Origin of the sequence: Rufibacter roseus (assembly GCF_001647285.1) — a bacterium.
In the GTDB taxonomy this organism is placed as follows: Bacteria; Bacteroidota; Bacteroidia; order Cytophagales; family Hymenobacteraceae; genus Nibribacter; species Nibribacter roseus.
Genome location: NZ_LRML01000001.1, coordinates 32,618 through 47,016 on the forward strand (window position 1 = coordinate 32,618; position 14,399 = coordinate 47,016).

A 14,399-nucleotide genomic window follows, 5' to 3' on the forward strand; every position below is an offset into this window, starting at 1 on the left:
ATTCTACAATTATCCTCAGATTTTTCATGTGTTCTTAAATAATCATATATGAAACAAAAATTACAATTCGTAAGGATGGTTTTCTGTACAATGCTATTTATTAGCGTATTACATAAAGCCACTGCGCAGGATGATCTCACGGCAAATGGAGGAGTTTTGACCGTATTACAAGAAAATGACGGTGGGCAAACTTCCAGAGAAGGTTCATCTAAAGTTATTGATAATGATGCCAGTACAAAGTTTTTGTCGCACTGGCCAGATGCGCAGTGGTTACAGTTCCAATTAACCGAACCAGCTGCAGTTGGAGCCTATTCCCTTACTTCAGCAGATGATGCGCCAGAACGTGATCCTAAGGATTGGAAACTGGAAGGGTCAAACAATGGGACCACTTGGGTAGAACTTGACTCACGCACAGAAGAGCTGTTTACAGAGCGTTTCCAAACAAAAACATACCATATAAGTAATACAACGCCCTACGCATACTATCGCTTCAATATCTCAGCTTTAAATGGTGCGGGCACTTTCCAAATGGCTGAATGGCGGCTCTTTGAGGCAGTCAAAAATCCTGATATTACCGCTAGAGGTGGTACTTTGACCGTATTACAGGAAAATGATGGAGGGCGAGGAGCCGGGGAGGGATCGCCGAAGGTAATTGATAATAACCCAGGCTCAAAGTTTCTTTCGCACTGGCCAGGTTCACAGTGGCTGCGTCTTCAGTTGAACGCACCTGCTATAGTGGGAACCTATACGCTGGTTTCAGGTAACGATGCTCCGGAGAGGGACCCCAAAAACTGGACACTGGAGGGATCAAACAATGGTAATGACTGGACTGTGCTTGATACGCGCACGGGAGAGACTTTCTCTCAGCGGATTCAAGCAAAGAGCTACGCCATCACGAATACAACTCCTTATGCGTACTACCGCCTCAATATCTCAGCTCTGAATGGGAGCGGCACTTTCCAGCTGGGAGAGTGGCGACTCTTTGAAGGTGATGCAATTGTAGCGCCAACAGCGTTGAACGCATTAGCTTCCGCTGGTGATGAAGTTTATTTGTCATGGACTGACTTAAGTGCAAATGAAACTGGATTTGAAGTGGAGCGCTCTGTGGATGGCACAAATTTCACACCAATAGCCACAGTAGCGGCTAATACAAATATTTATTTTGATAGAGGCCTAACCCAGAATACAAACTATTACTACCGGGTCAGGACTATTGGAGCCGAGATGAATTCAAGCTATTCTGTTATGAGTAGTACCAGAACACTAAATTATAGTGGTGCTTTGGTTGATTTGACAGACAACGGAGGCAAACTGACAGTTTCTAAAGAAAATACAAACCAGTTAAATGAAAACTCCACAAAACTGATTGACAATAGTTTTCAAACCAAGTTTTTGGCCGGGGGTATTCCATCGCCGGTAAAATTATGGGTGCAGTATGAATCTTCTACGTCATCAGATATTGTTACTAAATATACCATAGTTTCAGGAAATGACGCCCCTGAGAGAGATGCTAAAAACTGGACATTTCAAGGGTCGGTTAACGGAACAGATTGGACAGTCCTTGATACGCGGGTAAACCAAATTTTTGCCGGTCGTAACTTTGAAAGGTCTTTTTCCTTCTCCAACAATAGGCCATTCAAATATTACAAGTTAGATATAACGGCCAACAATGGCTCAGGTGATGCCGTCCAGATTTCTGAACTCCAAATCTGGGGAATTCCTCAGAATGCCCCAGCCGTACCCGGCAATTTAAGGCTTACCAACCCAACAGAAAGTACACTTACCCTTAATTGGAACGATGTGGCCAGCGAGACAGGGTATGAGATCTGGCGTTCAACAGACGGCACTGCTTTCACCAGGTTGAATGCAGTTGCTGCCGGTACCACCACTTTTACAGATACCAATCTGGGTGTACTAGCCACTTACCATTACCGGGTAAGGGCAATGAGTGCTTCTGGTAATTCTATTTTCTCACCCACTGTCACCGGAACTACTTTGTATGATGAGAGATTGCCTTTGCCAGCAGAGAATCTAGTGGCCACTTCCTTGTCAGAAAACCAGGTGAAATTAGACTGGACAGATCGTGCTGAAAACGAAACCGGGTTTCAGATTGAGCGGTCTACCAACGGGACCTCATATGCATTAATCCAAACCGTAGACGCTGATGTAGCCACTTATACAGACGAAGGACTTAAACTAGCCACTCGATATTATTACAGAGTAAGGCCTATTAATGAGTACAGCCAATCATCAGGAATCAGTGCGCCATATTCTCCTGTGGCTGAAGCCATTACCAATGGCTCCAACCAAGCACCTGCTATGGCTGAAATAGCTGATCAGAGAAGCTGTAATGTGGTAGACGCCTACACAATTCCTTTAGAGGGTTTAGTTTCAGAGCCAGGTCAGAATTTAACGCTTTCTGTTTCCACCAACAGAAGTGCACTCTTCAGTGAATTGTCAGTAAGTGCTGTTGAGAACGGAAAAGCAACTTTAACCTACAAACTGGTGGATGGTCAACCCGGTGAAGCCACTGTGACAGTGACCGTGAAGGATGATGGCGGCACTTTAAATAATGGCACTGATACTTTTGCCAGGACTTTCAAGATCACTTCCTATGAACTGAATATGAGCATTTCCGCAGACCGCAACGGGAAAGTGCCAAGAGGCGAGACTATCCAATTAACGGTGGAAAGTGAGCCAGGATATACCTACACTTGGGCAGATGGGCCCGGTATTGTCAGTGGCCAAAATAGTAATGTATTGACTGTCAAACCAACCCAGGGGTATGTCTATAAAGTAACCGGCAGCACAGCCGAAGGTTGTACGAGAGAAGTTGAGTTTACGGTGCTAGTAGAGGGTGGCGTTGGGTTAGAGGCCAATAACATTCTAACGCCTAATGGAGATGGTAAAAACGATGTGTGGGTAATCTGGAACATCAATACCTTCCCCGGAAATAAGATTAAAGTTTTTGATACTGCTGGAAGAGTGGTGTTTGAAGCAGAGAATTATGCCAATGACTGGAATGGTACCTACCAAGGGTCCTCGTTAGCTCACGGAGTTTATTACTATGTGATTGACTTAGGTTCTGGTATTCCTCCGGCAAAGGGAGCCTTAACTATTATCCGCGATTAAAACTTTAAGCGTTATGAAAAAGATATATAACATGAAAAAAGGTCTGCCTTTCTTTCTCCTTCTCTTCTGCTGCGTGTCTCTGGTAAGGCAGGGTGTCGCCCAAATTAACCCTTTGAAGGCAATTTATTTTCAGAATCAATATCTGGCAAATCCGGCAATGGCGGGTTTAAAAGAGGGGCTTAGGTTAAACTTGCATTACCGCAACCAGTGGGGGAGTATTCCTGAGGCTCCTGCCACAGAGGCTATAACGGCTGATTATAGCCTTAATAGTACAGTAGGGCTTGGCCTCAATCTAGGGCAAACCAGAGAAGGAGTAATGAAGAGATCTAGAGCCATGGCGACCTACTCTTATCACCTTCCTCTAAACGAAGGAAACCGTAAATTGCATTTCGGATTGTCAGCAGGGATAGTGAATGAGCAGATCGATATGGATGAAGTGGTAGGCGATGCGGATGATAACACTGTGACGCGATTCAACGACCAGAAACCTTATTTTGAGGGTGAAGTAGGAGTTGCCTATACGGATGATAAACTCACGGTTCAAGGTTCATTTCCCAATATCAGAGCTTTCCTAGATAAGAGCCTAAATGAGAGTAATACCATCAACCGTTCTACCTACTTTGCTGCTGCCAGTTATAGAATAACCCTCGGATCGGGTGTTGGGGTAGAGCCTAAAGTCGTCTATCGGGGAGTGAAAGGGTTTGATGACCTCATTGATGCAGGTGCTAACCTGACCTTTGTTGATAATCAATTCAATTTGTTTGGTATGTACCACAGCTCTAAGAATGTTACCTTCGGTTTTGGTGCGGACGTTAAAAGGAAATTAGCCCTCACCGGAATGTATACCACCGGCTCTTCGGCTATGAATAGCCTTGAGGGGGTGAAGGGTAGTTTTGAACTCGGCCTCAGGGTGTCACTCTGGAGCGCGCAATAGTTTCCTGTTATTTTACATCTAAATCTAATTAGTCCCGAAAAATAATTGTCCCCAATACTCGGTTCTTTAGACCGTGTATTGGGGACTCTAGTGGGATCATACCTAATATTCCAAATAAGCCATTGGGCTACAGCAAAGCTTAATTTTAATGAAAAAAATCTTTATCTGCATTTTAGTAAGCCTACCTCTTTTTGTAACTGGCCAAAAGAAGAACAATTCCACGTTTGAACCTGCAGAGTTGGTCAACCCGCTCATGGGCACGGACTCTAAGCCTGAGCTCTCCACCGGCAACACCTACCCGGCGGTGGCCGTTCCCTGGGGCATGAACCTGTGGACGCCGCAGACCGGCACCATGGGCCACGGCTGGGCCTACACCTACGACGCTGACAGGATCAGGGGCTTTAAGCAGACCCACCAGCCCTCTCCCTGGATGAATGACTACGGCCAGTTCGTAATCATGCCCGTGACGGGCAAAATGCGCTTCGACCAAGACGCCCGGGCCAGCTGGTTCTCCCATAAGTCAGAGACCGCCAAGCCCTACTACTACGGCGTCTACCTAGCCGACCATGACGTGACGGCGGAGCTTACCCCCACGGAGCGCGCCGCCCAGTTCCGGTTCACCTACCCCAAGTCCGACAGTTCCTTCATCATAATCGATGCGCTGGACAACGGCTCTTATGTAAAGGTACTGCCCGCGGAAGGGAAGATCATTGGCTACACCACCAAGCACGCCCGGGGGCCGCTGAAGGAGTTCAAAAACCACTTCGTCATTTACGTGGACAAGCCCATCGCCCTAGCCAGGACTTTCAGAGGTAAAAACTTGGCAGAGAAAGGAACATTGGAATTAACCTCTGACCACTCGGGCGCGGTGATCGGCTTCAAGACGACCAAGGGGGAGAAGGTAAACCTGAAAGTCGCCTCGTCCTTCATCAGCCTAGAGCAAGCAGAGCTAAACCTGAAACGCGAACTGGCGCAGGATGATTTTGAAGCCACCAAAGAAAAAGCACGCCGTCTGTGGAACACTACTTTGGGCAAGATAAAAGTGGAAGGCGGCACGGACGAGCAGCTGCGCACGTTCTACTCCTGCCTGTACCGAACGCTGTTCTTCCCCCACAAGATGTACGAGGTAAACGCCCAGAACAAAGTAGTGCACTACAGCCCCCACACCGGCAAGGTGCACGACGGCTACCGCTTCGCCGGTACTGGCTTTTGGGACACGTTCCGGGCACTGTACCCCTTCCTGAACCTGATGTACCCTAGCATCAACCGCGAGATGCAGGCCGGCTTGGTCAATGATTACCTAGAGGGAGGCTGGCTCCCAGAGTGGTCCAGCCCCGGCTACGCCGATATCATGGTGGGCAACAACTCAGCCTCGGTGGTGGCGGACGCCTACATCAAAGGATTACGCGGGTATGATATTGAGAAGCTCTACGAGGCCCTGTTGCACGGCGCCAACAATGAAGGGCCCATCACCGCCATTGGGCGCAAGGGCGCGGAGTACTACAACAGGCTGGGGTACGTGCCCTACGACGTAAAAATCAACGAGAACGCCGCCCGCACCCTGGAGTACGCCTACGACGACTTCACTATTTACCAACTGGCCAAGGCGCTGAACAAGCCTCAGGCTGAGATTGACCTGTACGCCAAACGCAGTCAGAACTACCGTAACTTGTTCGATCCCTCTACAGGCCTGATGCGCGGGAAGAACCAGGACGGCACCTTCCAGGCCCCGTTCAACCCCTTCAAGTGGGGGGACGCCTTCACCGAGGGCAACAGCTGGCACTACAGCTGGTCCGTCTTCCATGACGTGCAGGGGCTGGTGAATTTAATGGGCGGCAAAGAGAACTTCGTCAAGAAGCTGGACTCGGTGTTCTCGCTGCCTCCAATCTATGACGAGAGCTACTACGGCAGCGTAATTCACGAGATCAGGGAGATGCAGATCGCCGACATGGGCCAATACGCGCACGGCAACCAGCCCATCCAGCACATGATCTACCTCTACAACTACGCCGGCGCGCCCTGGAAGGCACAGTACTGGATACGCGAGACCATGGACCGTATGTACAAGCCTACCCCGGACGGCTACATCGGCGACGAGGACAACGGGCAAACCTCGGCTTGGTACGTATTCTCAGCCATGGGCTTCTACCCCGTCACGCCCGGCACCACCCAGTACGTGCTGGGCGCTCCGCTCTTCCCCAAAATGACTCTGGAGCTGGAGAATGGGGAGAAGGTGGTGATAGAGGCGCCCAACAACAGCGACAAGAACCGCTATGTGCAGTCGCTCAAGCTCAACGGCAAAACCTATGAGCGAAACTGGCTGGACCATTTCGACTTGATGAAAGGCGCGAAACTGAAGTTCCAGATGGGATCAGAGCCGAATAGACAAAGAGGTGTAGAGCAAAGTGCTTACCCCTATTCTTTCTCTAAACCATAATCTGTCACTCAGGGCGGGAAAGGATAGGTAGGATTAATTTGTTTCTTGTTGATCCTTCCTTAAACCTTTCATGAGAATGGTTGGGGCAGCTCTCTTCGGGAGAGATTTGATAACTATTAAGTATTGCAGAAGGAAATATGGGTAAGTCGGGAAAGCGTATTAATGCCGTGTTTGTGGCTTTTACGAGGTAAAATTTATCATTCATGAATCATTCAAAAGTAGTGGGCATAGATGTAGGAGGTTCGCATATCTCTGCTGCCCTTGTGGATATGGAAAAGAGTGTCCTTGTTTTAGGGAGCCATGTCCGAAAGGAAATTAATACCCAAGGTACCGTTGCCGAAATCATCGAGAACTGGTGTGAAGTCATACAACAGGCTCAGAAGTTTGACGGTGCTTCTTCTGGTAAAATAGGGATTGCCATGCCTGGGCCATTTGACTATCAAAACGGAATTTCCCTTATCAAAGGCCAGAATAAATACGACATTCTCTACAAACTGAATATAAAGGAATTGTTGGCGGAGAAACTCCTGATAAAAGCAGAGGACATAAGGTTCCTGAACGATGCGGAATGCTTCCTGCAAGGCGAGGTATTCTGCGGTGCCGCGCAAGGAGTGGAACATGTCCTTGGGCTGACCTTAGGAACCGGTTTGGGTTCCGCCTGGAGCCGCCATGGAATAGTAGAGGATGCGGATTTATGGGATTCACCATTTAAGGAAGGAATCGCTGAGGATTACTTGTCTACGCGTTGGTTTGTGAACAGGTTTTTTGAACTCACTGGCCACAAGGTAAACGGAGTTAAAGAACTGTCGCACCTTGCGCTACAAAGCCAAACAGCCCAAGCCGTTTTTGATGAATTTGGCCGCAATTTAGCCGGATTCATTCAGACAGTGGTACAGCCTCTTGATACAGTTATGGTGGTAATAGGTGGTAATATTTCCAAAGCGTATCACTTGTTTTCCAAGGAGTTGGAGAAGTGTTTGAACGCCGCTGCTTTGTCCATCTCTATTCGGGTAGCCGAGCTGGGTGAGGAGTCGGCATTGATTGGGGCGGCTAGTTCCTGGAAAGGAAGCTTGTTTGAAAAAGTGGAAGCCTAATGTTATGAGTAAAATAAAGTGACATAGCTTCAAACAATGTTGTACTTACAATCCCCCTACTGTTATATGAAACGTTTCCTGATAGGTTCCTTGCTAGCTATTAGCTTATTTTCCGCTGGATGTGCCTCCAGATTTAGCCAGGAGAAAAACATAGACCGCATTGATGATTGGTCTTACATTGGAAAATATTTAAGTAAAGATTCAATCACCAGAGGTCCTTACACGCTCATTTTCTACAACCGGGACAAAGCCTTCGCCCAGCAAGGAGACCAGATCAAAAACCGGATGATTGATACGTTTTTTGAGGTGTACCCGAAAGAAGCAGCCCGGTTCAACCCTGAGGCAACCAGAAAAGTTATCTTTGTTATTGATCCTGCTTACAAAGGCGTTGCAGCGGCAAGTGATGGTATCATTAGGTATAGTCCGCTTTGGATGCTTCAGAACCCAGGAGATATTGATGTGGTCACGCATGAGGCCTTCCATTTGGTGCAGGCTTACAGAAATGGGGCCGGGCCAGGGTGGCTTACCGAAGGCATTACCGATTATGTCCGCTACACATACGGGGTGGATAATGCTGGCGGAGGTTGGTCATTAACTCCTTTTAAGCCAGAGCACCACTATACCAACAGTTACCGCATTACCGGCCGTTTTCTAGTGTGGTTGGAAAAAAACAGAAATCCAACCATAGTTGACAGCTTAGATGCAGCTTTGCGAAACCAGAAATATTCCCCTGAGATTTGGATGAAATTGACTGGTAACACAGTAGATGAACTATGGCAGCAATACGCCATGAACCCGGCGCTGTAGCCAGAGACTAAACCCTAAAATAGGAGGTTTAGAAAGCGGCAGGATTTGTAAGTAGCTTGAAAATATTGATGGTTGTGCTGCTGTTGAAAACAATTTCCTTTTCAACCCCAAAAATTTAGAATGAGGCTTTTAACTTTTTGTCTTTCTGTTTTCCTCTTCTGCTCCTGCTCTGTTCAAAAGATGGAGAAGGTCGTTCGGTTTTCTGGGTCCAATACTGGGGATTCACCAAAAGCAGAACTGGTAAATGTTTTTCTGGGATCCTCCGGAGATCATGGGCAATTATCTCCGGCGGCCTCCTATCCATTCAGCATGATGAGCATTGGTCCACAGACTTATCCCACTACTCATATGGGGTATGAGTATCTTGCTAAAACGTTTTTAGGTTTCACTATGAACCGTTTTGAGGGGGTTGGATGTGAGGGAAGCGGAGGAAATATTCTCATAAAACCTTTTTTGGGGAAGTCTCCACATGAAACAACGCTCACTAAAATCTCCGAAGACGCAAGTCCAGGATTTTACCGGGTAGGTTTCTCTAATAGAATCACAGCAGAGGTTGCTGTCTACAAAAAAGCTGGTTTGCAACGGTTCTATTTTCCGGAGGGGGAGAAGGGTGTTTACCTGGACCTGAGCCATGCCTTTGTGAACAGGTTCGTGGCGGAGGAACATGTACTGGAAGGCTCCTCCGTGAATGGGTGGGTTGAATCAAAGACTACCTGTGGTGCAGGAACATATCGTCTGTACTACTACCTCAGGTTTAGGCAACCAGTACATTGGTCACATAAAGAAAAGCATAAGTTGATAGCCATCCTGCCTGCGGACCAAAAGGTTGCTGAGGTTGAAATTGGGTTTTCATCGGTGGATGTTCCCTATGCTAAGGCCTCACTGGAAACCGGCTCTTTTGAAGAGATTAAAAATAAAAGTGCTCAGGACTGGAATAAGATGCTGGGGCAGATTCAAGTGAAAGGTGCTCCGGAAAGGGAGAAGCTGTTTTATTCTTTGCTGTACCGTACTTTACAATCGCCTTATGTTGTATCAGAGAAGGACGGTACCTTCCGGGCAACCGATGGCTCGCTTCAGTCCTCCGCGGCAGCGGTGTACAACGGTTGGTCTATTTGGGATAACTACAAGACACAGCTTCCCTTGCTGTCACTGGCGTATCCTGATCAATTTCAAAACATTGCCACGTCCATTGCCAATCTGTACCGGTACGGCAAGAAAGATTACGCCACCGCACACGAGCCTTCCAATACTGTGCGGACAGAACATGCCGGTGTAGCGCTCCTTGATGCTTACCGGAAAGGATACACCTTAGACTTTGAAGGCATCAGAGACTCTCTGGTGCAGGAGGTAGACAAGCTGGACTTTGGGCGCCCGGACAAAGCTTTGGAATCATCTTATGATACGTGGGCATTGTCCCAGATTTTGGCTGAAATCAATCATAAGGACCTAAGTCAGAAATACCTGGCAAAAGCAATGGAATACAAAAACTATTGGATAAAAGACTTTAAAGACCTGACGCGCCATGATGTGGACCGCATGTCCGTCCGGGGCATGTATCAGGGAACTGTTTGGCAATATAGATGGTCAGTTCCTTTTGATGTAAAAGGCCTTATCCATTTAACAGGGGGAGACGAGGCTTTTGTGCAGCAATTAGATGAATTCTTCGGGAGGGATTTGTTCAACCGAGCTAATGAGCCGGATTTGCACGTGCCATCCATGTACAATGCCTCAAAGGAACCTTGGAAAGCCCAGGGGTGGATGCATAAACTAGCAGTAGACACTGTAGTGCAGCATTATTTCAACGACAACAGCAGAGGAATAGGTTCTTACATTGGGCCCATCTTCAAAAACCAGCCAGCTGCTTATCTCAGGACCATGGATGACGATGCCGGTGCCATGTCCTCCTGGTTTGTTTTCGCGGCGACTGGCATTTATCCTGCCGCCATTGGTTGGCCTGTATATTACCTGCATGTTCCTTTGTTTGAATCAGTGGAGTTTAAATGGCCAGATGGGAAGAACTTTTCCATTGAAGTCCAAGGCCATACGGCAAACTCCTGTTATGTAAAAGAGGCATTTCTGAACGGAAAGAAACTAAGCCGTAACTGGCTTACCCACGAGGAGATTGCCAGGGGCGGAAACCTGAGAATAGTGGCCTCGGAAACCCCTGAAAAAACATGGGGAGTGGAAAACAGATGGGTGTCCACGATAGATAAATAGAATGAAACTGATTGGCACGGGCTCCCAGGTAGCGCAGTCCGTCCTTTAAGTTACGATAAAAGCGCTGGTTCACCAGAAGTTTTCAAATATGAGGCTGCAAACTTCAAGGGGCGGCTTCTTTCAACCTGAATTCGCATATGCTTATTTTACTTTACCATAAAAACAGATGAAATTTAGACCCCTTCTCATTTTCTCGCTTTGGCTTTGCTGCTCATCGCTCTTTGCCGGTACCCCTGACTTGGTGCAATATGTGAATACATTGCAGGGCACCAATTCATCCTTCGAACTAACCCGCGGAAACACTTATCCCACCACTGCATTGCCGTTTGCGATGCATACCTGGACTCCTCAAACCGGGAAGAATGGCGATGGCTGGAAGTACCAATATGCAAAGAACACGATCAGAGGATTCCAGCAGGCTCACCAGTGCAGCTCCTGGTCCAATGACTATGCGGTGTTTTCCCTAATGCCAGTGACGGGTACGTTAGTAGTAAATGAAGACAAGAGAGCTACCAAGTTCAGCCATGCCAACGAGGTAGGAAAACCCCACTACTACAAAGTTAAATTAGATAATAATATTACTACAGAGATGTCTCCTACCGAGCGCGGAGTGCACGCCCGCTTTTCTTTTCCTCGCTCTAAGGGATCCTATATCGTTTTAGATGGGTATACTGGCGCAAGCATGGTGAAGATCATCCCCAAAGAGCGAAAGATTATTGGATATGTGCATAACGGACGAGGCTTGAAGGATAACTTCAAAAGTTACTTTGTGATTGTCTTTGACAAACCCTTCATTAGCCAGGGTACATGGGAAAATAAGGAAGACAAAATCTCTGAAGGTGCCTTGATGGGAGAAGGAAAAGGAATTGGAGCGTATGTGCAGTTCAAAGACGGCGAGACAGTGCAGGCGAAAGTTGCCTCTTCTTACATTAGCCCTGAGCAGGCTGAGCTGACCTTAGCCAGGGAACTTGGCAAATTCAAAAAGTTGGAAGAGACCAAAGCCGCCGCTGGGGAAGTTTGGAATAAGCACCTGAGCAGAGTGATGGTAGAGGGCGGTACGGAGGAAGAGAAAGCCACTTTCTATTCCTGCTTTTTCCGGGCCAGCCTGTTTTCACGCAAGTTCTTTGAATACGGCAAAAACGGACAGCCTTACTACTTTAGCCCATATGACGGGAAGGTTCATGACGGCTATATGTACACTGATACTGGCTTCTGGGATACGTTCCGGGCGCAGTTTCCGCTTAATTCCATCCTGCACCCTACCATGCACGGACAGTACATGGTAGCCTTGTTGGATGCAAAGGATCAGTGTGGGTGGCTTCCTTCCTGGTCTTTTCCTGGGGAGGCCGGCAGTATGATCGGGAATCACGCCATCTCCCTGCTGACCGATGCCTGGGTTAAAGGGATTCGCACCTTCGATCCCAAAAGAGCCCTGGAAGCGTACCATCATGAAGCCACCAACAAAGGTCCTTGGGGCCCCGCCAACGGCCGAGAAGGCTGGAAAGACTACTACACGCTGGGGTATGTTTCCATGCCGCGGCATGGCGAAGCGACGGCCAAAACGCTGGAATATGCCTATGATGATTTTTGCGGCTACCAATTAGCCAAACTAACGGACCAACCTTTCTATGAGCGGGTTTTTGCCAAGCAAATGTACAATTACAAAAACGTGTATGACTCCACTACCGGTTTCATGCGCGGCAGACTGGCGAACGGCGAATGGTTGCCAAATTTTGACCCGGTTGAATGGGGAGGTCCTTATACGGAAGGCAACGCGTGGCATTGGCAATGGTCGGTTTTTCAGGATGTGCAGGGCTTGATTAACCTAATGGGTGGCGAGAAACGGTTTACCGCCAAACTAGATTCTGTGTTTAGTGTGCCTAATACTGTGAAAGTAGGGACTTATGGAAGGATGATCCATGAAATGACTGAGATGGTGATGGCCAATATGGGGCAGTACGCCCACGGCAACCAACCCATACAACACATGCCGTATCTCTACAACTACGGCGGCGAGCCTTGGAAATCTCAGCAGAAAGTGCGCATGGTCATGGACCGGCTATACAACTCAACTGAGAACGGCTATCCAGGTGATGAAGATCAAGGCCAGACATCCTCCTGGTACGTGCTAAGCGCTTTAGGAATCTACAGCGTTTGCCCAGGCACCGACCAATATGTGATTGGGAGCCCGGTTTTTCAAAAAGCCACCGTCACCCTGGAGAACGGCAAGAAGTTCACCGTGGAGGCCAAGAATAACAGCAAGCAGAATGTGTATATCCAATCGGCTACGCTTAACGGCAAACCATATGAGCACAACTATATCCAGCACGCAGACATTGTAGCCGGCGGAACTCTAAGCTTTGTAATGGGAGACAAGCCAGCTTTGAATAGAGGCATCAAAGAGGAAAACAAACCTTTCTCTTTATCCGCCGCAGGCGGAAATAAGGAAACAGGATTGGGCGGAAAGTAAACTGAGATGTGGAACCAGATTCAGGTTTCCTGTTTTCGGCCTGATTTTCTAAAAGCAGGCGAAAACAGGAAAAATTGAAACGGCGGAAAGAAACACTTGTCTGGCAGTATCAGGTATTTAAAATGTAAAGTCAACCACATGAAAAAGTTAAATTATTTCTCATTGTCAGTAGTGGTGCTGCTATTTCTAGGTTGCGGAAGCGATAAAGAAGAGGAGGAGGTAACCCCTACTAAACCCGTGGAAGCGGCCTCTTTTACAGCGGCCGATGTTGATACCGCTTATGATGCGTTTAACACCCATTTTTATAATCCAGAGGCAAAGCTGTACTACAGTACCACTGCCAAGACGGGATTGGGAGCCATCTGGACCCAGGCTATTTATTGGGATATTGCCATGGATGCCTACAACCGCACCAAAGAAGCCAGTCAGTTGACCATGGTCAATGATATGTACCAGGGCGGGTTTCAGGAGTACGACGGCTACAATTGGAACAACACCCGTGAATGGTTTATCTATGATGACATGATGTGGTGGATTATCTCGTTGGCCAGAGCCCATGGCATTACCGGCAACCAGGTTTATCTTGATAAGTCCAAAGAAGGGTTTGAAAACGTTTGGAGCAGATCCTATGATCCAGTAAACGGGGGCATGTTCTGGAATTTTGCCAAAGACGGTAAGAACGCCTGTATCAATTACCCCACAGTTATTGCCGCCATGGAGCTGTACAACATCACCAAAGATGAGCAGTACCTAGACAAAGCAAAGAACATTTACGCCTGGTCAAGAGCCAATCTTTTCAGCAACGGCCGCATAGCAGACAACATCAACGTAGCCCGGGGCAACGTTGGCTGGAGTGATTATACCTACAACCAGGGCACCGCCATCGGCGCGGCCGTGATGCTGTACAAAGCCACCGGCACTGAGTCTTACCTGAACGATGCCAAGATGGCTGCTGACTATACCAGGCAGAAGATGAGTGACGCCAAAGGTATTCTTCCCGCAGAGGGTGACTGGAATGAGCAGGGTGTTCTGAAAGCCATCTTTGGGCGCTATATCATGATGCTCATCAAAGACGCAGGTCAGACCCAATACTTACCCTGGATTCAGGACAACATCGCGCTGGCTTGGAAAAACCGCGATAAAACGCGGGATCTCACTTTTAGAGATTATCGGGTTCCAGCCCCTGCCGGCACCATTCAGTCTTATGAGGCCAGCAGTGTAGTAGGCATGATGCAGGTAACCCCGCCAACCAAATAGCTTAAGCTTCTTTAGGTTTTCTGCAAAGGCGGCTTTGACAAATTTTCTTTG

General features: G+C 47.9%; 8 protein-coding genes. All 8 read left to right on the forward strand.

The annotated features are described in order from the left end of the window. Positions 1-90: 90 nt before the first annotated feature. The 8 genes from A8O23_RS00080 to A8O23_RS00115 all read left to right on the forward strand — a co-directional run bounded on the left by A8O23_RS00080 (position 91) and on the right by A8O23_RS00115 (position 14,348). Positions 91-3,132, forward strand: a complete 3,042-nt coding sequence (locus tag A8O23_RS00080) for a T9SS type B sorting domain-containing protein (protein WP_066615146.1) — start codon at positions 91-93, stop codon at positions 3,130-3,132. Positions 3,133-3,145: 13 nt separating this feature from the next. Further along, positions 3,146-4,066, forward strand: a complete 921-nt coding sequence (locus A8O23_RS00085) for a PorP/SprF family type IX secretion system membrane protein (protein ID WP_082882809.1) — start codon at positions 3,146-3,148, stop codon at positions 4,064-4,066. Between the two features lie 148 nt (positions 4,067-4,214). Beyond that, positions 4,215-6,503 carry a GH92 family glycosyl hydrolase gene (locus A8O23_RS00090; protein WP_066615148.1) on the forward strand — a complete coding sequence of 763 codons (2,289 nt, stop codon included), beginning with the start codon at positions 4,215-4,217 and terminating at the stop codon, positions 6,501-6,503. Positions 6,504-6,706: 203 nt separating this feature from the next. After that, positions 6,707-7,597 (forward strand): ROK family protein, encoded by an 891-nt coding sequence (locus A8O23_RS00095; RefSeq protein WP_066615149.1) that lies wholly within the window; start codon positions 6,707-6,709, stop codon positions 7,595-7,597. A 66-nt stretch (positions 7,598-7,663) separates the two neighbouring features. Beyond that, complete coding sequence (locus tag A8O23_RS00100) at positions 7,664-8,404, forward strand: basic secretory protein-like protein (RefSeq protein WP_082882810.1); 741 nt, start codon at positions 7,664-7,666, stop codon at positions 8,402-8,404. A 180-nt stretch (positions 8,405-8,584) separates the two neighbouring features. Then, on the forward strand, positions 8,585-10,621 hold the full coding sequence (locus A8O23_RS00105) for a glycoside hydrolase domain-containing protein (RefSeq protein WP_066615150.1): 2,037 nt from the start codon (positions 8,585-8,587) through the stop codon (positions 10,619-10,621). Positions 10,622-10,787: 166 nt separating this feature from the next. Next, positions 10,788-13,091 (forward strand): GH92 family glycosyl hydrolase, encoded by a 2,304-nt coding sequence (locus A8O23_RS00110; protein WP_066615152.1) that lies wholly within the window; start codon positions 10,788-10,790, stop codon positions 13,089-13,091. Between the two features lie 138 nt (positions 13,092-13,229). After that, complete coding sequence (locus tag A8O23_RS00115) at positions 13,230-14,348, forward strand: glycoside hydrolase family 76 protein (protein WP_066615154.1); 1,119 nt, start codon at positions 13,230-13,232, stop codon at positions 14,346-14,348. Positions 14,349-14,399: the final 51 nt, after the last annotated feature.

Coding starts and splice junctions, on each gene's coding strand:
- A8O23_RS00115 (WP_066615154.1), top strand. CDS start 13,230: ATGAAAAAGTTAAATTATTTCTCATTGTCAGTAGTGGTGCTGCTATTT.
- A8O23_RS00110 (WP_066615152.1), top strand. CDS start 10,788: ATGAAATTTAGACCCCTTCTCATTTTCTCGCTTTGGCTTTGCTGCTCA.
- A8O23_RS00095 (WP_066615149.1), top strand. CDS start 6,707: ATGAATCATTCAAAAGTAGTGGGCATAGATGTAGGAGGTTCGCATATC.
- A8O23_RS00080 (WP_066615146.1), top strand. CDS start 91: ATGCTATTTATTAGCGTATTACATAAAGCCACTGCGCAGGATGATCTC.
- A8O23_RS00105 (WP_066615150.1), top strand. CDS start 8,585: ATGGAGAAGGTCGTTCGGTTTTCTGGGTCCAATACTGGGGATTCACCA.
- A8O23_RS00100 (WP_082882810.1), top strand. CDS start 7,664: ATGAAACGTTTCCTGATAGGTTCCTTGCTAGCTATTAGCTTATTTTCC.
- A8O23_RS00090 (WP_066615148.1), top strand. CDS start 4,215: ATGAAAAAAATCTTTATCTGCATTTTAGTAAGCCTACCTCTTTTTGTA.
- A8O23_RS00085 (WP_082882809.1), top strand. CDS start 3,146: ATGAAAAAGATATATAACATGAAAAAAGGTCTGCCTTTCTTTCTCCTT.